The following is a 22565-nucleotide window of genomic DNA, read 5'->3' as shown; positions in this document are numbered from 1 at the left end:
CGCCTCACAGACCGCTGCCCGCAAAGGGGCCCAGGCCCCCAACCCCGCCCGCCCGGGGCAGCCTCTTCACCATCACCGTGTACCGAGGCCAGTCGTCGTCCGACGTGAACTCGTCGGACTTCTCGTAGCCCCAGCTCTCGTACAGGCAGACGACCTTGGCGTGGGCGGCCTCCACCTGGAGGGACACCAGGTCCGCCGCCACGGGAGCGATCAAAGCGTCGTGGATCTTCTTGGCGCGACCAGTACCGCGCCACTCGGGCAGCACCATCAGCTCCGAGAGAGCGAACACGGACCCGCGGAGGTCAGACCGCCGCTCGCTCCCCTTCCACCACCCACCCGGCGCGAGCATCGACCCGTATGCGTATCCCACCGGGCTTCCGTCCTCCCACCCGGACACGCACCGCCAGTTCTTCCGGGAGGACCACAGGTCCAGGAAGTACGTGAAGCGTTCGCGGGAGTGGAAGGGGTCGGGGTTGTCCGCGTATACCTCGTCATGGATGTCGAGCAGCAGGGACCGCACGTCGGCGGCGTCGGTGTGGCCGTGCCGTTTCAGTTCCACCGGCTGGACACCTCGATCCGCTCAAGGTGACACGCACCTCGTGTCGTTCAGTCGGTCAAGCCAGCCCGGTGGGCCATCGTGAGCAGGTCGGGCCGGGACCGTTGGTGGAGTATGACCAGGACTCGCAGGACCTCCCGGCTCATCGGGTGGACCTGGGCCATCTGAGGAGCAAGGGTGAAGGCGAGCTTGAGGGCTTCCTCCGCGCCGACACGATCGTTGACAGCGAGACGGGCTCGGGCCACGTCGATGTAGAGACGGCTCATTCTGTTGGGCTTCAGCCCGTCCGGCGGGCGCTTGATGAGCTCTGGAGCCATCTCCGCGGCCTTGTGCGGCTTCTCCAGTTCTACGTGGGCGGCCAGTTCGTACAGCGCGGTGTTTCCGGGACCGAAGGTCAGATGGTGCCGTACCACGTCGTAGGGCATGTGCTCGGCCAGCGCACGGGCGCGCCGGATGTGGTCCTGCGTGGCGTTTGCGTCCTTGTGGCGGCTGGCGAGCACCACCCCGCGCAGATGGAGTGATCCGAGGATCACCGACCGGAGAGGGTCGTTCCTGGATGTCGACTCGTACTTGACGATGGCCCGCTCCACTATGGCGAGCCCGTCCTCGTACTGCCCGGCCGACTGGTAGCACCCGGCCTCGTTCCAGGACGCCGCCGCCTCCGCCCCCGGGTTCCAGGTCTGTGTGGACGCCCACTGCTGGCGGGACACGATCACGTCTGCCAGATCCGGCTGGGAGTAACGGTGGGCCACTGTGTACGCGGCCCCGTAGGTGTCCGCGACGTAGCCCCAGGCGACCGAGTCGCCACCGGCCGCCAAGGCGGTGGCCGTTGCCTGGCCTAGGAGCTTGGGGAGCCTGCGCAGGAGCCCTAAGTAGTCCGTATCCGCCCGGAGTTCCGAGACCCGCTCCAGTCCGGCTTCGAGGTCGCCGGGCTCCGGGACATCCTCCTTGGGGAGGGTGTGGCGCCGCACGGCTCCCCGGAGGTCGTCCAGCAGCTCTGCCTGCTCGGACGGATCCCTGAAGGGCTGCCCGTAGATCCTGGCGGGTGTCACCCGCAGACCTCGTGCGACCGCGGCGACCACGGGAGGGATAGCCGGCCGCACGCCCTTCTCGATCTTGCGCAGGTAACTGGAGGAGACGCCGGACAGGCGGGCGAGCTTCACCTGGCTCATCCCGCGGGCTTTGCGCAAGACCTCGATGTTCTCGCCTGCGGTAGGCGTCCTGCCGTCCATGGCGTCACTCTCCCACCCGCGAAGGGTCCGACCGCGACCCCCAGTGTGCACCCAATCGCGGTGTGTCAGTTCTGTGTCGACTGATCTTCGCACAGAGGAGTTATCTGGTTACCGCCCGCATTCACGTATGAGGGAGGCGGGCGTGACCAGGGACATCCGGAGCAGGGTGACACCACCGCTCAACACCACCCGGAACGAGGTTTGCACCATGACCACCTACGCGCGCGGGTTCACCCGGAGTGCCGTCTCGGTCGGCAAAGCGCGCGACTTCGTCGCGGCTCTGGTAGGCCCAGTCGCCCGCGCCGACGACATCCGCGTGTGCGTGTCCGAACTCGCCACGAACGCCCTGGTGCACGGCACCCCACGCGGTCGCGAGTTCCGGGTCCAGGTCACCGTCGAAGACGGCACCGTGCGTATCGAAGTGCACGATGCCAGCGACACACGCCCGCACATGTGCGCCCCCGCGGATATCGCCGACCGCGGTCGCGGCCTGCGGTTGGTCGACGCACTCGCCGACGACTGGGGCGCCTCGGACCGTACCGGCATCGGCAAAGTCGTCTGGGCGGCGTTCAAGGTCCCCTGCAACGCGCCCGGATCCGCGGGCGACGGGCATCCGGTGGGCGGACGGCCCTCAGGGGCGCGGGAGGGGCGCGGGGCTGACAGCGCGTGCTGAGAGTCAGCCGAGGACCTCGGCCTCCTTCGTCATCGGTCCTCCCGCGTCACCCGTGTTGAGCGTTCCCGCCGGTTCGCACAACAGGATCGCGGTCTCCTCGTCCGCCACGGGGCAGTGCTCGACCCCGCGGGGAACCACGAACAGCTCACCAGGCTCCAGCACCACATCGGCATCCCTGAGCTGGATGGTGAGCCGCCCGCTGATGACCAGGAACAGCTCGTCGGTGTCCTCGTGGGTGTGCCAGACGAACTCCCCCTTCAGCTTGGCCAGCTTGACCTCGTAGTCGTTCAGCACAGCCACCTGCTTCTGCGACCACAGCTCGCTGAACTGCGACAGCTTTTCGGCGAGGTTGACAGGAGCAGGGACAACAGACTCGGACATTCGACATCCTTCCCTCAGGGCGGGCAGCCGGGAGCGGCCTCTCAGGCCCCGGCCGACGTGACGAGCCTGCCGCGCGGAGATTCCGCCGGTCTTGTACGTTGCTGGCATGGCCCCGGACCGACCCCGCACCTCCGTCAGCGCGTGGAGACCGCCGGTCCCGGGGATCGCCGAGGTCTTCCACGCGCACTTCACCGACCACGCGTACCCGGCCCACACCCACGACACGTGGGACCTGATGATCCTCGACGACGGCTCGGTCGACTTCGCACTCGACCGCCGCCGCCACGGAGCGACCGGCACCGTCAGCGTCCTGCTCCTGCCTCCCGGCGTCCCCCATGACGGCCGGACCGTCACGGCGGGAGGTTTCCGCAAGCGCAACCTCTATCTCGACGACACCGTGCTCCCCCGGCGTCTGGCCGGCCGTGCGGTGGATGCTCCCGTCTTCAGCGACGGGCTGCTGCGCCAGCGGATCCATCAACTGCACGCCGCTCTTGTCCACGCCGGCGAGGGGTTCGAAGCCGAGTCCCGCCTCGCGTTCATCCGTGAACGGCTCCGCTTCCACCTCGACGCGCTCCAGCCCCGCGCACCGGGGCGGGAGACAAGCCGGCTCGCCGCCGGGCTGCGGGAACTACTGGACTCACGGGTCCGCGCCGGGGTATCCCTGCGCGAGGCCGCCGCCGTGCTGCACGCCCACCCCACCCACCTGATCCGCTGCTTCAAGCAGACGTACGGCCTGCCGCCGCACACCTACCTCACCGGCAAGCGCATCGATCAGGCGCGTCGGCTCCTCCTCGACGGCCACCGGCCGGCCGAGGTCGCCGCCACCGTGGGATTCCACGACCAAGCCCACCTGCACCGCCACTTCACGCGCCACGTGGGCACCACACCCGGGCGTTACGCCGATAGCGTGGAGCGGGGACCCGAGTGACGAGGAGGGCGCGTGCGGTTCGCGCTGGAGGCACTGTTCGCAGACGTGCCCGCGGAGCAGGTCGAGGAGGCCCGTAGCTTCTACGCGTCGAGGGTGGCGGGCCGTGGCCCCGGCTCACTGGAGGAGCTGAGGGAGGTCAGGGCGAGGATGGCTGCTCCGCAGGCCGCCGATCCGCCCGCCGCCGAAGTGACGGTCAAAGCCGCGGAAGCGCCCGTCCCTGTCCGGGTCTTCACCCCTGTCGACGGTCCGCCGCGAGGCGTCTACCTGGACATCCACGGCGGCGGCTTCTACATGGACTCCGCGGCGCGAGGAGACAGACGCAACCGCGCGCTCGCCGACGCCCTGCACCTCGCCGTCGTCAGCGTCGACTACCGGCTGGCCCCTGAGCACCCCTGGCCGGCGGCACCCGACGACTGTGAAGCGGCGGCGCTCTGGCTCGTCGAAGAAGCCGAAGCCCGCTTCGGTACGTCCCGGCTTGCGATCGGCGGGAGTTCCGCGGGCGCCACACTCGCCCTGGCGACCCTGCTCCGGCTGCGTGACAAAGGTGCCGTCGGCCGATTCACCGGCGCTGCGCTCCAGTTCGGCACCTACGACCTGAGCGCACGTACCCCGGCCGGCCGCCGCATCGCGGACGAGTACTTCATCCAGGCGTACGCCGGCCACGTGGAAGACCGCACTGATCCCGGCATCTCCCCCCTCTACGGCGTCCTTCGCGGGCTTCCCCCGACGCTGCTGGTCGTCGGAAGCGCAGACGTGCTGCTGGAGGACAACCTGGCGCTGGCAGGCCGGTTGTCAGCGGCCGGCAATGACGTCGAGCTGCGGGTCTACCCGGAGTCACCCCACGGCTTCACGGGCCATCCCACGGCGATGGCGAGGACGGCACTCAGCGACGTCGAGTCCTGGCTGCGCGACCGGATGACGCAATCGTAGGAACCGGGGTACCCGTGGCCTGCGACCGCGCGCAGCTCGCCGGTGGCGATGTGGCCTCCCCGGCTCACGCCCCCTGCGACTCCACGGACCCGAGCCGAATGCGACACGGACCGAGCGCGCGGTCTCCAGCCGCTCCTTCATCCGCTGGACGCGCACGGCCGCGTGCGCGCGCTTCACCCCGAGCGCGTCGGCGAGGTCGCGGCGGCTCAGCTCGCCGGCGACCTCCAGCCACCACAGGGAGAGCAGTTGCCGGTCCTCGTCGTCCAGCCAGCGCGTCGCCTCGGCGACCTCGCGCCGCTGCCCCTGGAGCTGCAGCCGGAGCACGGTGAGTTCGGCGAAGTCGGCGGCCTCGGCCGGGGGGTCGGCGGCGGGGCCGACAGGACCGGCAGGGCCGGCAGGACGGGTGACGGTGGCGGCCTGCGGTGGGCGGCGGCACGCCACTCGCGCCCCTCCACCGTCACCGCCGGGAACGCCCGGCCGCCTCGGCCACCCCGGTCACCCAGGCCACCCCGGTCACCCCGGTCACCCCGGCCGCCCCTGCCATCCCGGTCACCGCCCGCACCAGGGCGCCTACTTGGCGTAGAGCAGGGTGCCGAAGCCGAGCTGGTCGTAGCCGCCGCTGTTCGGGCCGTAGTCCCCGCCGCCGCCCTCGGGGCGGAAGCTCTCGGCGATGGCGGTGATGTACGGCACGGACAGGCCCCGGCGGCGCGCGTAGTGGTAGTGGAGCATGTCCCACACCGGGCGGACCTGGCCGCGGCTGGCCGCCGAGATCTCGGTGTGGGTCCGGGGGGCGCAGTTCTGCCCGGTGCCCCAGTGGTACTCCGTGAACGGCACGTCCTCGCCGAGGTTGTACTTGGCCACGTACTGGGCGGCCTTCATGAACCGGTTGCCGTCGTGGCCGTAGAGGTCGGTGCCCTGGCTCCAGGCCATCTCGCAGATCGCGCCCATCTGGCCCATGCCCATGACGGTGTGACCCTGGTCCCGGCCGGACTCCTGCCACTGCGCGAGCCCTTCGTCGTCGTAGACGAACGGGATGGCGTGGGGGAAGGAGCCGTTGCCCTCGCCGGTCTTCATGTATTCCACGGCCCGGTCGAAGAGGGCCTGGTCGTCGCAGAAGACGCCGATGGCCATGACCGAGGCGACGGTGCACAAGTCCCAGTTCGCCCAGTAGTTGGTGATGCAGGCGTCGTTGTGGTTGACCAGGAACCGGTCGTTGAGGGGGTAGAAGACGTCCCGCAGCATCTGCTGGCTGCGTGCCAGGTCGAAGCCTTCGTAGTCGCGCATCAGCTCGGCGGCGTTGGCGAACTGCCAGCCGTAGATGCCGGCGGCGAGGAAGCGGTCGGCGTTGCCGGTGACCGTCTTCAGCGTGCCGGACCAGGCGTTGAGGATGTCGCGTGCGGTGTCGCCGTGCTCGGCGGTGCCGCCGATGTGCCAGCGCAGGGCGTTCTGGTACGCGGCGTGGATGTCGTTGTAGAGGAGGGTGTAGTTCTGGCCGTCGCCGCCGCGGATGACGGTCTCCTGCGGGCGGGGCGCCCAGCCGCTCTGCGCATGGGGGTTGGCGGTCAGCCGCTGCCAGCCGGACAGCCAGGGGTCGTCGCCCGCGGCCACCCGGACCTTGGCCCGGTTCAGCTCGCCGTAGGCGTGCAGCAGGCCGGGGTGGGTGAACGCGGCGGCCCCGGCCGGCGTCCCGGGCGCGGCGCCGGCGGGGTCGCCGCCCACGGCGGCGATCACGCCGCCGCCCACGGCCCCGGCCGCGGTCAGACCTCCGGCCCACTGCAGCACGCTGCGGCGGCTCAGGCGGTGTGCGTTGTGGTGACCCATGGACGGCTCCTTCGTGTGGGGGACCGGGTGCGCCGCACGGTGCGGTGCACCCTTCTCAGGGGACGGTGCCGGAGGTCCCGCGATAACGGTTTTTCGTCGCGTGTTGTCAGTGGTGATCTCCACATGGACGAACGAAATACCGAACAAAGTTCGGTTAGCCGGTCAGACCGTAGGATCCAGCCCTCGGCGGCGTCAATGCCTGCGGCAGGGGCGGCAATGGCCGCCCGCCCGCACGCCGCCGCCCGCACCGGGCCACCGGCCGCCAAGTGGCCGTTCTCCGCCCCGCCGCCCGCGTCGTAGCGTCGGCGGCACGGGCGCCGGTCGCGGCGTGCCGGGGAGGGGAGCACGCCATGGCCGTGATCGCGCATCTCAGCGACATCCACATCGACGACGAGCGGAGCGTCCGCCGGGCCCGCGCGGTGGTCGGGTATCTGGAGGATCTGCCGTACGACCTGGACCTCGTCCTCGTCACCGGCGACATCGCCGACCACGGGACGGCCGAGGAGTACGAGACCGCGCGCGGGCTGCTCGCGTCCCGGCATCCGGTGCTGGTCTGCCCCGGCAACCACGACGACCGGGCCGCGTTCCGGCGGGGGCTGCTCGGGGAGCCGGTCAGCGGGGAGCCGGTCAGCGGGGGGACGGCCGGCGGGGAGCCGGGCGGCGGGGAGCCGGTGGACCAGGTGCATCGCGGGGCAGGGTTCACCGTCGTCGCGTGCGACTCGTCGGTGCCGGGGAAGCCGGAGGGGTGGCTGGCCGACGAGACGCTGGCGTGGCTGGAGGAGGAGGTGGCGCGGGCGCCGGAGGGGGACGCCGTGCTCGTCGCGTTCCACCATCCGCCGGTGCCGCTGCACGTCCCGTACGTCGACGAGATCCGGCAGTTCGACGCGGACCGGCTCGCGGAGCTGGCCGGGCGGCAGCCGCGGCTGACCGCCTTCCTCGCCGGGCACGCGCACACCGCCGCGGCCACCACCTTCGCCGGCCGCCCGCTGCTGGTCGCCCCCGGCGTCGTCAACACCGTCCGGCTGCCCTGGGAGCACCGCGCGCACCCGGACCACCACGTCCACCTCGACCAGCCCCCGGCCGTCGCCTTCCACGTCCTGGACGACGCCCACCGGCTGACCACCCACTATCGGACGGTGGCGGCCTAGGGGTCGACGCAGCTGAGCGCCGGCGGTTCGGACCAAGAAGCCATCCGCCCCTCGCCGAGGCGATCGAGACCGCGGTCGACCTCATGGGCTCTACCGCGAGTAGAGTAGGGTCATGGTTCACGACCCCGACACCAGCATCAAAGTCTCCCGGGCCGCGCGCGAGCGCCTGGGGATACTCGCCGCCGAGCACGGCACGACCATTCGGGCGCTGGTGGAGCGGTTGGCAACGGAGACTCCCACCCGCGCAGACCTCCGGGCCCGTGGCGAGCTGGCCCGGGAACTCCTGCGTGAGCACATGGGAGTCGAGGTCACCGCCGAAGACCAGGCCGCGGGCCGTGAGCTGCTCGACACCATTGCGCGCCGTATGCGCAGTGGACCGGGAGGGGCTGCCGCGTGACGCCGTTCCTCATGGACCACACGGTACTTCTCGCCCTGGGGGCCGGCCACCGGCAGTTGTCCGGGCTCGTCGTGGCGGCCGCCGAAGGGGAAGCGATCGGTCACGTCCCCGCGCTCTCCCTTGCCGCCGCCGAGAGCGGACGCAGAGGGTTAGGGGAGCACATCGCCTGCCTGCCCGGCCTCGATGTCGAACCACTCGACCTCGTCGCCGCGCTTGCCACCGGGGCGCTTATCGATGACGGCGTGGACTGGCGGATCACCCACGCCGTCCACCTTGCCCGGCCGTCGGCGGAGTGGCCGTCGGGGCGGGTCGTGCTCTCGCTCCTGCCGGAGCTGTACGCGGGGACGGGGGTCGAGCCGGTGAATCCAGGAAAGCCGTAGATCGACTAGCGTCAACCCCGGGTTGACGATACGTGAGTGTCAACCTACGGTTGTCAGCATGACGGAACCCACACGCTCGACGCATCCCGTACGCCTCGACGACCTCATCGAGGCCATCAAGAAGGTCCACCCCGACGTCCTCGACCAGCTCACCGGAGCCGTCGTCGCCGCCGACCACCTCGGCGACGTCGCCGACCACCTCATCGGCCACTTCGTCGACCAGGCCCGGCGCTCCGGCGCCTCCTGGACGGACATCGGCAAGAGCATGGGCGTCACCCGGCAGGCGGCGCAGAAGCGGTTCGTGACCAAGGGGTCGGACGAGGGCTTCACGCTCGACCCGAGCGAGGGCTTCGCCCGGTTCACGGGCCGCGCCAAGAACGTGGTGATGGCGTCCCAGAACGAGGCGCGCGCCGCCGGCAACACCGAGATCGGCCCCGCCCACCTCGTGCTCGGGCTGATCGCCGACCCCGCCGGGATCGGCGCCGCCTCGATCGTGGCGCAGCAGATCCTCCTCGACACCGTGCGGCAGGAGGCCACCGCGGCGCTGCCGCCGGCCGCGGAGGGCACGGTGCCGGAGCTGATCCCGTACAACGCGGAGGGGAAGAAGGCGCTGGAGCTGACCTTCCGCGAGGCGCTGCGGCTGGGGCACAACTACATCGGTACGGAGCACATCCTGCTGGCGCTGCTGGAGCAGGAGAACGGCGACGGCGTGCTGTCCCGGCTCGGCGTCGACCGCGCGGCGGCCGAGGCGCACATCGCCGCGGCGCTGGCGCCCCTGCAGCAGCAGGGGGGTGGCGGCGGGGCGTAGGGCCACCGGCGGCCGGTCCGGGGGCGGGAGCCCGGAGCCGCGTCAGACCTGCTCGAAGTGGAACGCCTTGATGAAGCAGTCCCGCGGCTGGCCGACGGCGAAGAGGACGCACTCCACCAGCGACTGCGCGGTGAGGGCGTCCTCCGCCCCCCGCGGTGTGGTCTCCCACTCCGCGGACAGCGGGTCCGGGTTGTCGAAGTCGGGCGGGTAGAGGGAGATCACCCGGACCCCCTCGGGCCGCAGGCGCTTGGAGAGGATCTCGGCGAACCCCGCCTGGGCGCTCTTGGCCGCGTAGAAGGCGTCGTGCGCCTCCGAGCGGTGGTGCCCGGCCGTGCCGCAGGCGGAGACCATGGTCACCACGTCCGGCTTGTCCGAGTTGAGCAGCAGGGGGAGGAAGTTCTTCACGGTCAGTACGGTGCCGGTGCCGCCGGACGCGAGGGTGTCGGCGATGTCGGCGTCGGAGGCGGACAGGAGGTCCGGGCCTTCGAGGTAGCGGGAGCCGTTGTTGATCAGCACGTCGACGCGGTCCGTGTGCCGGGCGACGCCGGCGGCGAAGTCGCGGATCGAGGCGGGGTCCGTCAGGTCGCAGGAGAAGGCGTGGACGCGCTGCTGTCCCCGGTCGCGGATCTCATCCCGTACCCGCTCGGCGGCGGCGAGGTTCCGGGCGGAGAGGAAGACCTCGGCGCCGAGGTCCGCGAGCCGGATCGCCAGGGTGCGGCCGAAGTCACGGCCTGCGGCCGTGACGACCACGCGGCGGTCGTCGAGTCTCATGTCATCGCTCCTGCGTACGGCGGTGGTGGCGGTCTCCGGCGGCGCGGAGCGGCCCTGCCGGGCCGTATGCCGATCTTCTCAACCGCTCGCCGAAGCGGATGCGGTGGTACGTCGTCGGTGCCGCACGGCTCCGCCCGTACGCCTCAGGCGGCGCCCCGCCGCCGTGCGGGGCCGGCGGCGGCGGGGGCGGTGGCCTGCGCCGCGCGCTCCGCCCCGGCGCCCGGCGCCGTCCGCGGCCCGGGGCCCCGCGGGGCCTGCGCCCCGACGGCAAGTGCCGTCCGCGGCCCGGCATCCGGTGCCGTCCCCCGCCCCGCGTCCGGCGCCGTCCCGAGCCCCCCGTCCGCCCCCGCCCGGCGCGCCCGGCGCGCCCCGCGCGCCGCGCTCACCCGCTCCGCCACCCACAGCACCACCGTCCCCGACGCCAGCACCGCCCCCAGCGCCGACACCGCCGGCCAGCCGCCCCGCGACCACACCACCGACGTCAGCGCCGAGCCCACCGCGCCGCCGGCGAAGAAGCTGGTCATGAACGCGGAGTTGATGCGGTTGCGGGCGTCCGGGCGGATCGCGTACACGACCGCCTGGTTGCTGTTGAGCACCGCCTGCTGCGCGATGTTGAGGCCGACGATGCCGACGACGAGCAGCGGCAGCGACTCGCCCCCCACGCCCAGCACCACCCACGAGGCCGTCAGCAGCACCACGCCGGCGCCCGTCACCGCCTGCACGTGGCCCCGGTCGTTCAGCCGCCCCGCGAACATCATCGTCACCACGCCCAGCGCCCCGACGAGCCCGAAGAGCCCGATCGCCGACTCCGACCAGCCGTACGGCGGCCGGGCCAGCAGGAACGTCAGCGCCGTCAACTGCACGCTGTACGAAGCCAGCGACAGCGCCGCTATCACCGAGCGCCGCCGCAGCACGGGCTCTTCGCGCAGCAGCGCGACGGTGGAGCGCAGCAGCGCCGGGTACGGCATGCCGGTGTCCGGGGCCGCGGGCAGGCGCGGCAGGTGGCGGTGGAGGAGGACGGCCATGCCCGCCATGAGCAGGGCGTTGACCCAGTAGATGGTGCGCCAGCCGCCGAGTTCAGACAGCGCCCCGGAGGCGGTACGGGCCAGCAGCCCGCCGAGCAGGATGCCGGACATCACGACGCCGACGACCCGCCCCCGCTCCTCCGGAGCGGCGAGCCCGGCCGCGTACGGCACGACGATCTGCGCGCCGACGGACGCCAGCGCGGTGAGCACCGTACCGGCGAGCAGCACGGGGCCGTTGGGCGCGGCGGCGGTGAGGGCGAGGAACGCGGCGGTGGCGACGAAGAGCGCGACGGACAGCTTCCGCCGGTCGGTCACGTCGCCGAGGGGGACGAGGAGGATGAGGCCCAGCGCGTAGCCCGTCTGCGCGGCGGTGACGACGAGCGCGGCCAGCGTGCTGCCGATGTGCAGGTCGCGGCCGATGAGGTCGAGGAGGGGCTGGGCGAAGTAGTTGCCCGCCACGGACAGGCCGGTGGCGGTCGCCATGAGGAGCAGCAGGCCGCGCCCGAGTGCGGCGGGCTGCTCGCGCGGGGATACCGAGTCCGTTGTCATGCTCTCAGACTGCGCCCACCAGCAGTGATGAGTCCAACACATAGTTGTCATCTGATCCATCACGCATCACGATGGATCGTATGGAGCTGCAACAACTGCGCTACGTCGTCGCCGTCGCGGACACCGGCGGGTTCACCCGGGCCGCCGAGCGCTGCCACGTCGTCCAGTCGGCGCTGAGCCACCAGATCGGCAAGCTGGAGCGGGAGCTGGGCGCCCGGCTCTTCGACCGTACGAGCCGGAAGGTGCGCCCCACCCGCGCCGGCGAGGCGTTCCTGCCCGCCGCGCGCGCCACCCTCGCGGCGGCGGAGCGGGCCCGCGCGGAGGTCGCGGCGGCGACGGGGGAGGTGCGCGGGCGGCTGGCGATCGGGGCGATCCCGACGGTGGCGGCGGTGAACCTGCCCGCGGCGCTGCGGGAGTTCCACGACACGTACCCGCAGGTGCGGATCAGCCTGGCGGTGGGGGCGAGCGAGCGCCTGGTGGGGGCGGTCGCGGAGGGGACGTACGACCTGGCGCTGCTCGGGGTGCCGGTGGGCTTTCGCGCGGAGCGGGTCCGCGAGCGCGTGCTCGTACGGGACCGGCACCTGGCCGTCGTGGCGCCGGACCACCCGCTGGCGGGTGCCGGGGAGACGGACCTGGCGCGGCTGGCGGAGGAGACGTTCGTCGACTTCGCGGCGGGCACGGCGGCGCGGGCGCAGTCGGAGGAGGCGTTCACGGCGGCGGGGCTGCGGCGGACGGTGGGCTTCGAGGTCTCGTCGATGGACTTCATGGCGGACCTGGTCCGCGCCGGCCTGGGCGTGGCGCTGCTCGCGAGCGGGTTCGCCCCCCGCCTGACGGGCCTGGCCACGGTCCGTGTGACGGACGGCCCGTCCCGCGAGGAGCGCCTCATCTGGCCCCGCACCCGCCCGTCCCCGGCGGCGGCGGCGTTCCTCCACAGCCTGGGGGTGGACCCGGACGAGGAGGAGCACCACCCGGCGGGGTGAACCGGCGCGCACGAGCGGACCCGGGCCTTGCCGGCCCGGGTCCGCTCACCCCCGGTTCCCCGTAGTCCGGGCGGTGGTGCTCAGTCGGTGGCGTACACGAACTCGCGGTCCTCCGCCGACTTCTGCTCCAGCTCCGACTCCGGCGCCTGGTGGCGCGGGCCGCGGATGCCCGTCACGGCGATGACGAGACCGAGCAGCGCCATGGCCGCGACCACGTACAGCGCCGGGTCGAAGCCGTTGAGCAGCGCCTGCGAGCCGGTGGCGCCCTCCGCGTTCGCGGTCAGCACCGCGGTCACGACGGCCAGCCCGATCGCCCCGCCCACCTGCAGCGAGGTGTTCAGCAGCCCGCCCGCGAGCCCCTGCTCGTGGTCCTCGATGCCCGCGGTGGCCTGGATGTTGAACGACGCGAACGCCAGCGTGAAGCCGATGCCCAGCAGCACCATGCTCGGCAGCGTGCCGACCGCGTACGGCGCGTCCCGGTCGATGGCGAGGAACAGCACGTACGCCAGCAGGTGCGCCACCACCCCGCCCGCGATGGTGCGCCCGGTGCCGAACCGCATGATCAGCGGGACCATCCGCGGCGAACCGAACGCGACGATCAGCGCCGCCGGCAGGAAGCCGAGCGCCGTCTCCATCGCCGACCAGCCCAGCACGGACTGCAGGTACTGCATCACCAGGAACTGGAAGCCCAGGTACCCGCCGAAGAACACGGCGGCACCGAGGTTGGCGCGGGCCAGCGGGCCGGAGCGCAGGATGCCCAGGCGGATCAGCGGGTGCTTGCTGCGCCCCTCGATGGCGAGGAACGCGGCCAGCAGCACCGCGGCGGCGACGAACTGCAGCAGCGTACGGGCCGCGCCCCAGCCCACCTCCGGCGCCTCGACGACGGTGTAGACGAGCAGCAGCATGGCGCCGACGCCGGTCACCGCGCCGGGGAGGTCGTAGCCGCCGTTACGCTCCTGCGGCCCCTCCTTCGGCAGCACGCGGAAGGCCGCGGCCAGCGCGATCAGCGCGACGGGGAACGGCAGGAAGAAGGTCCAGCGCCAGCCGACCTCGGTGAGCAGGCCGGAGAAGACGAGCCCGGCGCTGTAGCCGCTGGCGCCGAAGACGGCGAAGATCCCGAGCGCCTTGTTGCGGGCGGGGCCCTCGTGGAAGGTCGTGGTGATGATGGAGAGCGCCGCGGGTGCGGTGAACGCGGCGGAGGCGCCCTTCAGCAGCCGGGTCGCGATCAGCAGCCCCCCGTCGTCGACCAGCCCGCCGAGCAGCGAGGTGACGGCGAACACCGCGACGGCGATGAGGAACACCCGCCGCCGGCCGAGGAGGTCGGCGGTGCGCCCGCCGAGGAGGAGCAGTCCGCCGTAGGTGAGGACGTACCCGCTGACGACCCATTGCAGGGTGCTGGTGGACAGTCCGAGGTCGGCCTGGATGGAGGGGAGGGCGACCCCCACCATCGACACGTCGAGAGCGTCGAGGCCGACCACGAGGGAGACGGTCAGCAGGATGCCCCAGAGGCGGGCGTCCCACTTGGTCGAGGTCGTGGACAGGTGTGGTGGTGCGGAAGTGCTCATGACGGACGAGACTACATGCGCAAGCATCTAATGCCAAAGCATTTAATGGAGTCGCATTAAATTCACGCGCATGTTACTTTGGGTCGCGTGAGCGTGAGCGACGTCGGCGCGGAGCGCGCCCTGGTGGACCGCTGGCACGGCCTCCTGGCCTGTCACGCGGCGGTGTGGGGCGCGCTGGAGCGCGAGTTGCAGAGCAGGCACGGCATCGGCGTCAGCGAGTTCGAGGCCCTGGAGGGCCTGGCCACCTGCGACCACGACAAGTGCCGCGCGGCGGAGCTGGCCGAGGCGGCGCACCTGAGCCAGAGCGCGACGTCGCGGCTGACGGCCCGGCTGGAGCGCGCGGGGCTGGTGTATCGGGCGATGTGCGACGTGGACCGGCGGGGCATCTTCGTGCTGCTGACGGAGAAGGGCCGGCAGTTGTACGAGGACGCCAGGCCGACGCACCGCGAGGTGCTGGCGGAAGAGCTGCCCGGTACGGAGCCGGCGGCCGACGTGCAGTTGGACTGACGCCTCCCCCTTGGCGACCGTACGCCTCCCTGGGACCGAACGTCAGGTGTCGATGAGGCCGTCGCGGGCCGTCTGCAGCCCCGCCTGGAAGCGGGTACGGGCGCCGAGGCGCTGCATCAGCGCGCTGACCCGGCGGTTGAGGGTACGGGCGCTCACCCCGAGGCGCCGCGCCACGGCCTCGTCCTTCAGCCCGGCGGCGAGCAGCGTGACCAGTTGCCGGTCGGACTCGGCGGCTGCGGCGGCCGGTTCGCCCGCCGGGCCCCCGGCGGCGCCCGCGGCCGGCAGCGGTCCCGGCAGGGGCACGGCCGCGGCCCACAGCAGCTCGAAGAGCTGCACCAGGGCGTCCAGCAGGGCCCCTTCGTGGATGACGAACGCGCTGTCCACCATCTCGTGGGCCTCCCTGCTGAACGGCAGGATGGCCGTCGAGGCGTCGGCGACGGCGAGCTTGAGCGGCACGTCCGTATGGACCCGGGCCTGCTCGCCGGCCGCGACGACCGCCTCGAAGATGTCGAACGCGCCCGGCACCTCCAGCGCCTCCGGCGCGTACAGCCCGCGCACCCGCACGCCGCGCGCCAGGATCTCCAGCTCCGCCCGGTTCGGCTCGGCGGGCTCCTGCGCGTAGGGCGGCCGGTCCAGGACCAGCAACTCGCGCCGCACCGACCGCTGGAGCCGGTCGAAGCGCGCCGCGACGGAACCGCGGCCGAAGAGGATCTCCACCTGGTCCTCGGGGCGGTGCCGGCGGTCCACCGGCAGGTCGGCGAGGAGCGCGGCGGCGGCGGTCCTGGCCACGGCGACCTGGTCCTGCCAGCGCACCGTGAGCTGCTCGACGGCCGCGTCCGGCCGGGTCGCGACGAGCCGGACCGGGGCGCCGGGCAGCAGCGTCAGCAGGCCCAGCTCCGTGAGCCGCTCGACCGCCGGGGCGGTCTCGGCCTCCGTACGCCCCGCCACGGCGCCCAGTTCCGCGATGTCGAGGGGCGGGTGGCGGAGCAGCAGCCGGTAGAGGGCCTCGTCGGACGCGAGGACGCCGAACGGTTCGAACATGGCCTGAACTCCCCAGGGGCGTATCGGAATTATCCCGCCTGATGGGGGCAGAGCGAGCGGCGCATGGGCGCCATGGCGTCCGTTCGCCAGCCAAAGGACGTGGACATCCTGACGATCACGGTACTTCCTGGTGAGGACAACGTCATCGAGGAGGAGGGTCCCGGTGAAACCCCTGCACCGTGCGATTACCACCGTGACGGCCGGCGCAGCGCTCGTCGCGAGCCTGTTCACGGCCGCCGCTCCCGCCCACGCCACCACGTCCGGCAAGCAGTGGGACGGGCCGGAGTGCGAGCAGGTCGTCAGCGACGGCTCGCTCTCCTACACCCGGGACGGCGGCGCCACCTTCGCCCCGACCACCACCGCCGAGCGCCCCCCGTACTACCAGTTGGTGACCGGCCTGGAGACCCTCGCCACCCCGAACCGGCTGCTGGCCACCGACATCAACGGCCAGGTGACCCGCTCGACCGACTCCGGCTGCACCTGGAGCACCGTCGCCAAGCTCGGCAACGGCCACTGGTTCGTCTCCCCGGCGCGCGACGGCAGCGCCTACGTGTGGGAGCTGCGCGGCGACCGGGTCTACCGGGTCGACGGCGGCAGGATCGCCGAGATGCCGGCCTTCGACGGGGAGGCGCTGGGCGGGCTCTACGGGCTCAGCGCCGACCCGCGGCGCGCCAGCCGCCTGCGGGCCGTCACCGACGAGGGCCGGGTGCTGGAGTCCGTCAACGGCGGGCGCAGCTTCGCCGCCGTCGGCACCCCCGTCCCGCTGGCCGAAGTCGGGCCGCACACCATGTTCTACGACGCGAAGATCTCCACCGCGGACTTCGACCGCATCGTCGTCGGGGTGAGCGACGCCGGCGGCTTCACCAGCGACGACGGCGGGCGCACCTGGCAGCGCTCCCAGCTCGGCGCCGCGGGCGACGACGTCAACGGCTTCTCCGTGGCGATCTCGCCCGTCGACCCGCGCGTGGTCTACGCGAAGGCGCTGAACGTCACCGAGCTGGACGCCGGCGAACACGGCCGGCACCTCTACCGCTCCACGGACGGCGGGCTCACCTTCAAGCCCGTGGTCGACCAGTTCCAGGACGGCGAGGACGTGGTGATCTACAACGGCGGCTGGATCCGCCCCGACCCGACCGACGCGGACGTCGTCTACTTCGAGTACGGCGACGAGTGGACGGGCACCAACCTCTACCGCTACGAGGCGGACGAGGACGAGCTGGCGATCCGGCACTCGCACCACCACGGGATGGGCGCGCTCGCCGTCAGCCCGGCCGACCCGGAGGTGCTGCACGTGGGCCTGGAGTCGGTGCCGCCGCACAGGTAAGCAGCGCCGGGGACTGGCGCGGGGGCCGGCGACCGGTGGCCGGCCCCCGCCGCCTCACCGGCCCCGCCGCCTCACCGGCCGGTGAGGGCCTACCCCGCCCCACGCCGCCGACCACCGCGCAACACCACCGGGGCGACGAGCAGATACGGCAGCGCGCACACCGCGAACGCGGCCCCGTGCCCGAGCCCGGCCGCCGAGCCGAGCAGGCCGTACGCGCCGTAGACCGCGACCGTCCCCAGATCGGTGCCGACGCCGGCCAGCGAGGTCAGGGTCGCCCGCGCCGGGCCGGTGATCCGCTCCTGCAACCGGGCCTCCGCGAGCACGGTCGCCACCTGGAACCCTCCGAAGGCGACACCCACCAGCGCGATCCCCGCGGCCGTACCCAGCAGCCCGCCCGCGGCCAGCGCCACCGCCGACCCGGCGAGCAGCGCGGCCAGCACCCCCGCCGGCGTCCGCCCGGCCCGCCCCCGCTCCTCGACCCGCCCGGCCAGCAGCCCGCCGGCGGCGGCACCGGCCCATACAAGCAGCAGGTACAGGGGTACGGCGGGGGCGGCGACGCCGGATTCGCGGACGAGGTAGGGGGTGTACTCGTCGAGGGCGCCCCAGACGGCGAAGACGGCGGGGACGAGGAGGAGGGCGCCGCGGACGGAGGAGTCGGCGCGGAGTTCGGCGAACCCGGCGCGGAGGGTGCCGCCCCAGCCGAGGGAGCCACCGGACTCAGCACCGCCCGCGCCACCGTGCTCGCCACCCTCATCCCGTACGCCGACGCCCTGGCCCCCGCCACCGCCACCCCCTCCGGAACCGCCCGCACCCGCGCCCGCCCCACCGCCCGCCCCCCGGTGCTCCGGAAACCGCGTCGCCACCGCCGCCCCCAGCAGGCTGGACGCCACGCTCGCCGCCCCCACCGCCGCGTACCCGCCCGCCGCGAACACCGGCGCCGCAACCGCCATCGACGCCATCACGCCCACCGTGCCCGCCGCACGCCCCCGCCCCAGCGTGCGCGCGTACCGGTCAGCCGCGCCTGCCCGGTCCAACTCCTCGTAGACCAGCGCCTCCAGCGCCCCCGACGTGAACGCGCCCTTCGCCCCCCACAGCACGAACCCCGCCGCGAACGCCCCGTACGACGGCGCCAGCACCCACAGCGCGAACCCGGCGGCCGTCAGCAGCGGCCCCACGCACAGCAGCAGCCGGCGCGAGAAGGCGTCGGCCCAGGCGCCGGAGGGGACTTCGAGCAGGACGGACGACAGCGACCAGATGGCGAAGAGCGAGGAGACCTGCCACAGGGACAGCCCGTGGTCGGCGAAAAGCAGCGCGTACACGGGATAGAGCAGGACGAAGTCGTCAAGGAAGGAGTACGCGTAAAAACAAGCGGTGATACGTACGAATCAATGTCGCCGGTTCATGGCGCCACCCTACCCATCCGCCAGCACCTCGGCGATGACGAACTTCGAACTGGCGACCATGACCGGGTTGGTGTGCCGGTAGTACGGCAGTTGGATCAGCGAGATCGACAGCGCCCAGCCGCGCCCGCGCGCCCACGCCGCCTCCTCGTCGTCGGCAAGGCCGCCGCCCGCCACGGCGGCGCGGAACGCCTCGCGCGCGGGCCCGGTGAAGAGGTTCCAGGCGGCGATCAGGTCGACGGCGGGTTCGCCGAGGCCCATGCAGCCGAAGTCGATGACGCCGCCGAGGCGGCCGTCGCCGGTGAGCAGGACGTTGCCGGGGGACAGGTCGGCGTGCAGCCACACCGGCGGCCCGGCGTGCGCGGGCGTGCGCAGGGCGGCCTCCCAGGCGGCGGTGACGGCGGGCACGTCCACGCCGTCCTCGGGGCGGAGCTGGGCGAGGGCGGCGCGGGTGCCGGCGTCGCGGTCGGCCAGGGTCTCGCTGCGGTACGAGGCCGGGGCGCCGGCCGGGTCGGCGGCGCGCATCGCGTTGACGAAGCCGGCGAGCTGACCGGCGAGCGGCCCGGGGGCGGCGACGCCGGCGTCGGGCGGCAGGACCGTACCGGGAAGCCAGCGGCAGACGGTCCACGGCCACGGATACCCCTCGCCGGGCTCGCCCTTGGCGACGGGCTCGGGCACCGGCAGCGGCAGGGCGGCGGCGAGCCGGGGCAGGTGGGAGTACTCCAGATCAACGTCCTTGGCGCCACCCGCGGTCAAGGGCATCCGCACGGCCAGCTCGTCCCCCAGCCGGAAGACGGCGTTGACGGTGCCGCCGGAGGCGACCCGCTCGACGGGCAGCGTGGCCCACTGCGGGAACTGGGCGGCGATCAGGCGCCGTACGAGACCGGCGTCCATCTCGGCCTCGTCGGCGTGCATCCGGACAGCAGACATGCCCGCGACCCTACGCGGACGGCTCCCCGCCTCCCACCGAATATCCGGCGGTGACGCGGCCGTCCGAGCAGGAGAACGCCGCCGTCAGCTTCCGTTCGCGGCCGGGCCCGCCGGCTGCCGTGCCCGGTTCCGGAACTGTGCGGGCGATGAGCCGAGCACCGACGACACCTCCTGGACGATGCGTAAAGAATGCAGGACTGCACATTATGGATGCTACTCCGCTGCTCCCGCACTATCGATCTCGCAGATGAACCAAGAGCACACGAGTACAGCCCGGACACCGGGCGAGAAAGGCAGTCATGTCCGACTTCGACATTCGCGAGTTCTACGACCGCTACTGCGAGGCGCTCAACGCGCATGAGTTCGACCGCATGGACGAGTTCGTCAGTGAGTCCATCCTCTCGCACGGCGAGCCGGCCACTCGCGCGGACGTCGTCGCGGCGCTCAAGGGCATCACCGACGCGGTTCCCGACATGAACTGGGAGATCAAGGAGGTGGCGATCCACGGTGAAACCCTGGCCTGCCACTCCGTCAACCACGGCACGCCCACCAAGGAATGGCTCGGGGTGGCCCCCACTGGCGCCCCGATCGAGATCGACGAGTTCGCCCTCTACCGGATCCGCGACGGAAAGTTCGTGCAGATGTCCAACGTCCACGACGTCGAGGCCCTGAAGAAGCAGCTCGCGGGCTGACCCAGTCGGGCTCGGCCAGGCAGGAGGCGGGTTGCCGGCAGCCGCCGCCGGCTAAGCGCCACGACGCAGATCGAGCAGGTCCGGCAGCCGCCTCATCCCCGCCGACTCGTACGTGGCGACGGCGGCGGTGTTCGCACCGGGCGTGTCCACGACGACGCTGGAGGCGCCCATCTCCCGCAGCGCACCCGCCGCGGCGAGGGTGATCGCCCGGCCGTAGCCGTGGCCGCGGTGGTCCGCGTGGACGCCCATCGGCTCGATCATGCCCGGCCGGCCCGCCCCCGCCGACCACACCGTCGCCACGGCCACGGGCTCGCCGCGGTCGTCGCGGGCGAGCAGGCAGCGCGCGTCGGCGTAGGTCGCCGCCGCGGCCATCGTGTGCCAGCGCTCGGCGGTGAACGTGGACCGGCCGAACGCCGACCGCTGGACCGCGGCCCGCTCGCCCGCCTGCTCCGGCCCCACCACCTCGACGTGCACCCCGGGATCCGGTACGGGCCCGCCGAGGTCGCGGCGCAGCGGCGTCCAGGGCTCGTCGGCTCCCCAGCCGTCCCGCGCCAGCAGCTCCCGGACCAGCGCCCCCGGCGGGGCGGCCACGTACACCTCACCCCCGGGCAGCACCCCCCGCCCCGGCACCGCCACATCCTCAGCGACCCGCCGCGCCAGCTCCCCGTCCTCCAGCGCCCCGGGCGCGACCCCCAGCCGCAACAACTCCGCCCCGTCCAGCAACCCGACCGCCAGCACCTCCCCCGCCCGGCTCCAGACCCGCACGGCCGCGGCCGTCCGCGCCGCCCCGAACCGCCAGAACCAGCCGAGGTCACCGGGGTGAAGCTGCACGGGCCCGTCGTCGCGCTGCCAGGTGCCCAGCGCCCGGGCGGTATGGCCGAGTTCGCCAACGACGGGCGTACGCAACGTGATCGCCATCCCCCGATTCCACCCCGGCCCCGACTGATACGCACCCGAAATACGTGGCGAGCAGCGGACAACGTTGCAGACCGTTCGGTCTAGTCAGAAGCCGACCACAGCGATCACGTTGATGATGAGATACCTGTTCGACACGATGTAGGTGATCACACCGCCGTTGAAAGCTGCCGACCAGTTATTGTCCCGGGCCTCGCTGCCGGGATCGTGCGATGACCCAGCCCCCTGAGTGAATGCGGCCAGGCAAAACTCGCGGCAAACCCGCCTCCAAATCGGGGCAAATCGCACACGGAGGGCGACTTGTGCCCGTTGGCGTGCACGCGGTGGTGCATGTGGTCCCTGCGAGGCGGTGCGGCCGGCCTCCGGGTCCGGGGGCAGCCTCCAACGCGGGCTCCGGGATCTCGGCGCGGTGGCGGCACGGGGCCTTTGCCTCACACCTCGTAGCGGTCCTTGAGGTGCCGCCAGAAGTCGCGCAGCATCCAGGTGTCGAACTCCGTGATCTGCGTGGCGCTGCCCGCTTTCATGAGGAAGCCGTCGACGCCGGTGGGCGTCCAGTCGTAGAAGTCGTCCAGGCCCCAGGTGTGGCCCATCTCGTGCAGCAGGATGTGGATGTTCTCCTGGTTCTGGCCGACGGCGTCCATGAAGTAGCTACGCCCCATCCGCTGCCCCCAGTCGCCGCCTGCGCCGCCGCCGAACCCCTCGGTCAGCCACAGCGACTGGTCGTAGTGGCGCTCCTCGCCCCCCGGGCACTGGGAGTAGTTGCCGTCCTGGTGGAAGAAGCGACCGCAGTCCGGCGAGCACTGCGGGGCGCCGTCGGCGTCCAGGTTGCCGGCGTAGATGTCGACCGAGTCGTCCTGCCACTGGAGGGTGTCGCGGTCCGCCACCGCCCAGCCGACGACGTCCACTTCCACCTGCTCGTACGGGAAGCCGTCGAAGCCCGCGACCGAGTCGATCCACTTGTTGTACTGCTTTTGCAGCGCCGCGTGCACGTCGTCCCGCTCCGCGGCAGTGACCGGGGTGCCCGACTCCCAGCGCACGCAGTAGTGGATCGTGCCGTCGCGGTTGGCCATCAGCTGGTCCCAGCCGTAGTTCCTGAAGCCGTAGAGGTCGCCGTAGGTGTCCTCCATGTGCTTCCAGACTTCGTCCAGCCCCTGCGCCAGGTTCGCCGGCGGGTTCCACTCCTGGACGGCAGGGGACTCGGCGGCGGACTCGGCGGCCGGCTCCTGCCCGGCGGCCGGGGCGACGAGGGCGAAGGCGGTGACCGCGGCAGCGGCGGCGGTTGCGGCGAGGAGAGCGCGGCCCAGGCGGCTTCGCCCGGTGGGTGATCGGTGAACGGACATGGCCATGACGGTCGCCTTTCGGCTGTGGGGGGTGTGTGAAGAAGTCGCCGCTGCCGCCGGAAAGGTTTCCGCAGCCGGCGGATTCCCTCCGGCCCTCCGGCACGCCGCCCGCCAGCCGCCGGCCGCCGGCCGCCGGCTACGCCGCACCCCCCTCGCTGCCGGGATCGTGCAATGACCCCGTCTCCGTGTTGTCACGATCCGCGCCTGATGTTTGCGCACTGCCGTACGACAGAGTTCTGATTGCGGAGAGTGATCGCACGACCTGAAAGAGG

23 protein-coding genes and 1 pseudogene are annotated in these 22565 nt (G+C 72.5%); 11 read left to right on the top strand and 13 right to left on the bottom strand.

Annotated elements, in window-relative coordinates:
- Nucleotides 1-4: 4 nt before the first annotated feature.
- Nucleotides 5-559: a GNAT family N-acetyltransferase gene (locus B124_RS17195; RefSeq protein ID WP_496503729.1), complete on the bottom strand. Its 555-nt coding sequence runs from the start codon at nucleotides 557-559 to the stop codon at nucleotides 5-7.
- 47 nt (nucleotides 560-606) lie between these two features.
- Nucleotides 607-1788 carry a helix-turn-helix domain-containing protein gene (locus tag B124_RS17190; protein ID WP_496503728.1) on the bottom strand — a complete coding sequence of 394 codons (1182 nt, stop codon included), beginning with the start codon at nucleotides 1786-1788 and terminating at the stop codon, nucleotides 607-609.
- Nucleotides 1789-1996: 208 nt separating this feature from the next.
- On the opposite strand from B124_RS17190, the gene B124_RS17185 reads away from it, so the two are divergent.
- Nucleotides 1997-2461, top strand: a complete 465-nt coding sequence (locus tag B124_RS17185) for an ATP-binding protein (RefSeq protein ID WP_496503727.1) — start codon at nucleotides 1997-1999, stop codon at nucleotides 2459-2461.
- 3 nt (nucleotides 2462-2464) lie between these two features.
- On the opposite strand, the gene B124_RS17180 is transcribed toward B124_RS17185, so the two are convergent.
- Nucleotides 2465-2842 carry a cupin domain-containing protein gene (locus tag B124_RS17180; RefSeq protein ID WP_496503726.1) on the bottom strand — a complete coding sequence of 126 codons (378 nt, stop codon included), beginning with the start codon at nucleotides 2840-2842 and terminating at the stop codon, nucleotides 2465-2467.
- A gap of 106 nt (nucleotides 2843-2948) precedes the next feature.
- On the opposite strand from B124_RS17180, the gene B124_RS17175 reads away from it, so the two are divergent.
- On the top strand, nucleotides 2949-3770 hold the full coding sequence (locus B124_RS17175; protein ID WP_496503725.1) for a helix-turn-helix transcriptional regulator: 822 nt from the start codon (nucleotides 2949-2951) through the stop codon (nucleotides 3768-3770).
- 12 nt (nucleotides 3771-3782) lie between these two features.
- Nucleotides 3783-4700, top strand: coding sequence for an alpha/beta hydrolase (locus B124_RS17170; RefSeq protein ID WP_496503724.1), 918 nt, complete (start codon nucleotides 3783-3785; stop codon nucleotides 4698-4700).
- A 51-nt stretch (nucleotides 4701-4751) separates the two neighbouring features.
- Here B124_RS17170 and B124_RS17165 read toward each other — a convergent pair.
- Nucleotides 4752-5051: pseudogene (locus B124_RS17165) on the bottom strand (sigma-70 family RNA polymerase sigma factor); the annotation flags it as partial.
- 219 nt (nucleotides 5052-5270) lie between these two features.
- Nucleotides 5271-6521 carry an alginate lyase family protein gene (locus B124_RS17160; protein WP_496503723.1) on the bottom strand — a complete coding sequence of 417 codons (1251 nt, stop codon included), beginning with the start codon at nucleotides 6519-6521 and terminating at the stop codon, nucleotides 5271-5273.
- A 350-nt stretch (nucleotides 6522-6871) separates the two neighbouring features.
- Here B124_RS17160 and B124_RS17155 point away from each other — a divergent pair, with 350 nt between their 5' ends.
- The 4 genes from B124_RS17155 to B124_RS17140 all read left to right on the top strand — a co-directional run bounded on the left by B124_RS17155 (nucleotide 6872) and on the right by B124_RS17140 (nucleotide 9254).
- A complete protein-coding gene (locus B124_RS17155; protein ID WP_496503722.1) occupies nucleotides 6872-7669 on the top strand; it encodes a metallophosphoesterase in 798 nt (265 codons plus the stop codon).
- A gap of 112 nt (nucleotides 7670-7781) precedes the next feature.
- Complete coding sequence (locus B124_RS17150; RefSeq protein WP_496503721.1) at nucleotides 7782-8066, top strand: hypothetical protein; 285 nt, start codon at nucleotides 7782-7784, stop codon at nucleotides 8064-8066.
- Nucleotides 8063-8446 (top strand): PIN domain-containing protein, encoded by a 384-nt coding sequence (locus tag B124_RS17145; protein WP_496503720.1) that lies wholly within the window; start codon nucleotides 8063-8065, stop codon nucleotides 8444-8446. The genes B124_RS17150 and B124_RS17145 overlap by 4 nt, the downstream gene beginning before the upstream one ends.
- A 58-nt stretch (nucleotides 8447-8504) precedes the next feature.
- The gene (locus tag B124_RS17140) at nucleotides 8505-9254 is read left to right on the top strand and encodes a Clp protease N-terminal domain-containing protein (RefSeq protein ID WP_496503719.1); all 750 of its coding nucleotides are present in this window, start codon (nucleotides 8505-8507) and stop codon (nucleotides 9252-9254) included.
- Nucleotides 9255-9296: 42 nt separating this feature from the next.
- On the opposite strand, the gene B124_RS17135 is transcribed toward B124_RS17140, so the two are convergent.
- Both B124_RS17135 and B124_RS17130 read right to left on the bottom strand, forming a co-directional pair.
- Nucleotides 9297-10025 carry an SDR family oxidoreductase gene (locus B124_RS17135; protein WP_496503718.1) on the bottom strand — a complete coding sequence of 243 codons (729 nt, stop codon included), beginning with the start codon at nucleotides 10023-10025 and terminating at the stop codon, nucleotides 9297-9299.
- A gap of 143 nt (nucleotides 10026-10168) precedes the next feature.
- Entirely contained in the window at nucleotides 10169-11599 is a 1431-nt protein-coding gene (locus B124_RS17130; protein ID WP_496503717.1) for an MFS transporter, read from the bottom strand.
- Nucleotides 11600-11679: 80 nt separating this feature from the next.
- On the opposite strand from B124_RS17130, the gene B124_RS17125 reads away from it, so the two are divergent.
- Entirely contained in the window at nucleotides 11680-12579 is a 900-nt protein-coding gene (locus B124_RS17125) for a LysR family transcriptional regulator (RefSeq protein WP_496503716.1), read from the top strand.
- Nucleotides 12580-12659: 80 nt separating this feature from the next.
- On the opposite strand, the gene B124_RS17120 is transcribed toward B124_RS17125, so the two are convergent.
- Nucleotides 12660-14144, bottom strand: coding sequence for an MFS transporter (locus tag B124_RS17120; RefSeq protein WP_496503715.1), 1485 nt, complete (start codon nucleotides 14142-14144; stop codon nucleotides 12660-12662).
- An 87-nt stretch (nucleotides 14145-14231) separates the two neighbouring features.
- On the opposite strand from B124_RS17120, the gene B124_RS17115 reads away from it, so the two are divergent.
- Nucleotides 14232-14651, top strand: a complete 420-nt coding sequence (locus B124_RS17115; RefSeq protein WP_496503714.1) for a MarR family winged helix-turn-helix transcriptional regulator — start codon at nucleotides 14232-14234, stop codon at nucleotides 14649-14651.
- A 42-nt stretch (nucleotides 14652-14693) separates the two neighbouring features.
- On the opposite strand, the gene B124_RS17110 is transcribed toward B124_RS17115, so the two are convergent.
- On the bottom strand, nucleotides 14694-15692 hold the full coding sequence (locus B124_RS17110; protein ID WP_496503713.1) for a helix-turn-helix domain-containing protein: 999 nt from the start codon (nucleotides 15690-15692) through the stop codon (nucleotides 14694-14696).
- 193 nt (nucleotides 15693-15885) lie between these two features.
- Between B124_RS17110 and B124_RS17105 the strand changes: the two genes are divergently transcribed.
- Nucleotides 15886-17016, top strand: coding sequence for a sialidase family protein (locus B124_RS17105; protein ID WP_496503712.1), 1131 nt, complete (start codon nucleotides 15886-15888; stop codon nucleotides 17014-17016).
- An 89-nt stretch (nucleotides 17017-17105) separates the two neighbouring features.
- Here B124_RS17105 and B124_RS17100 read toward each other — a convergent pair whose 3' ends face one another.
- Both B124_RS17100 and B124_RS17095 read right to left on the bottom strand, forming a co-directional pair.
- Complete coding sequence (locus B124_RS17100; RefSeq protein WP_496503809.1) at nucleotides 17106-18392, bottom strand: MFS transporter; 1287 nt, start codon at nucleotides 18390-18392, stop codon at nucleotides 17106-17108.
- Nucleotides 18393-18428: 36 nt separating this feature from the next.
- A complete protein-coding gene (locus B124_RS17095; protein ID WP_496503808.1) occupies nucleotides 18429-19331 on the bottom strand; it encodes an aminoglycoside phosphotransferase family protein in 903 nt (300 codons plus the stop codon).
- Nucleotides 19332-19645: 314 nt separating this feature from the next.
- Between B124_RS17095 and B124_RS17090 the strand changes: the two genes are divergently transcribed.
- Nucleotides 19646-20038, top strand: coding sequence for an ester cyclase (locus tag B124_RS17090; protein WP_496503711.1), 393 nt, complete (start codon nucleotides 19646-19648; stop codon nucleotides 20036-20038).
- Between the two features lie 51 nt (nucleotides 20039-20089).
- On the opposite strand, the gene B124_RS17085 is transcribed toward B124_RS17090, so the two are convergent.
- Together B124_RS17085 and B124_RS17080 are read right to left on the bottom strand one after the other, a co-directional pair.
- Complete coding sequence (locus B124_RS17085) at nucleotides 20090-20956, bottom strand: GNAT family N-acetyltransferase (protein WP_496503710.1); 867 nt, start codon at nucleotides 20954-20956, stop codon at nucleotides 20090-20092.
- 428 nt (nucleotides 20957-21384) lie between these two features.
- A complete protein-coding gene (locus B124_RS17080; protein ID WP_496503709.1) occupies nucleotides 21385-22293 on the bottom strand; it encodes a hypothetical protein in 909 nt (302 codons plus the stop codon).
- Nucleotides 22294-22565: the final 272 nt, after the last annotated feature.

The organism is Streptomyces sp. CNP082 (assembly GCF_059570535.1).
Note: the sequence above shows the minus strand (reverse complement) of the source record. Positions and strands in the feature narration are given on the sequence as shown.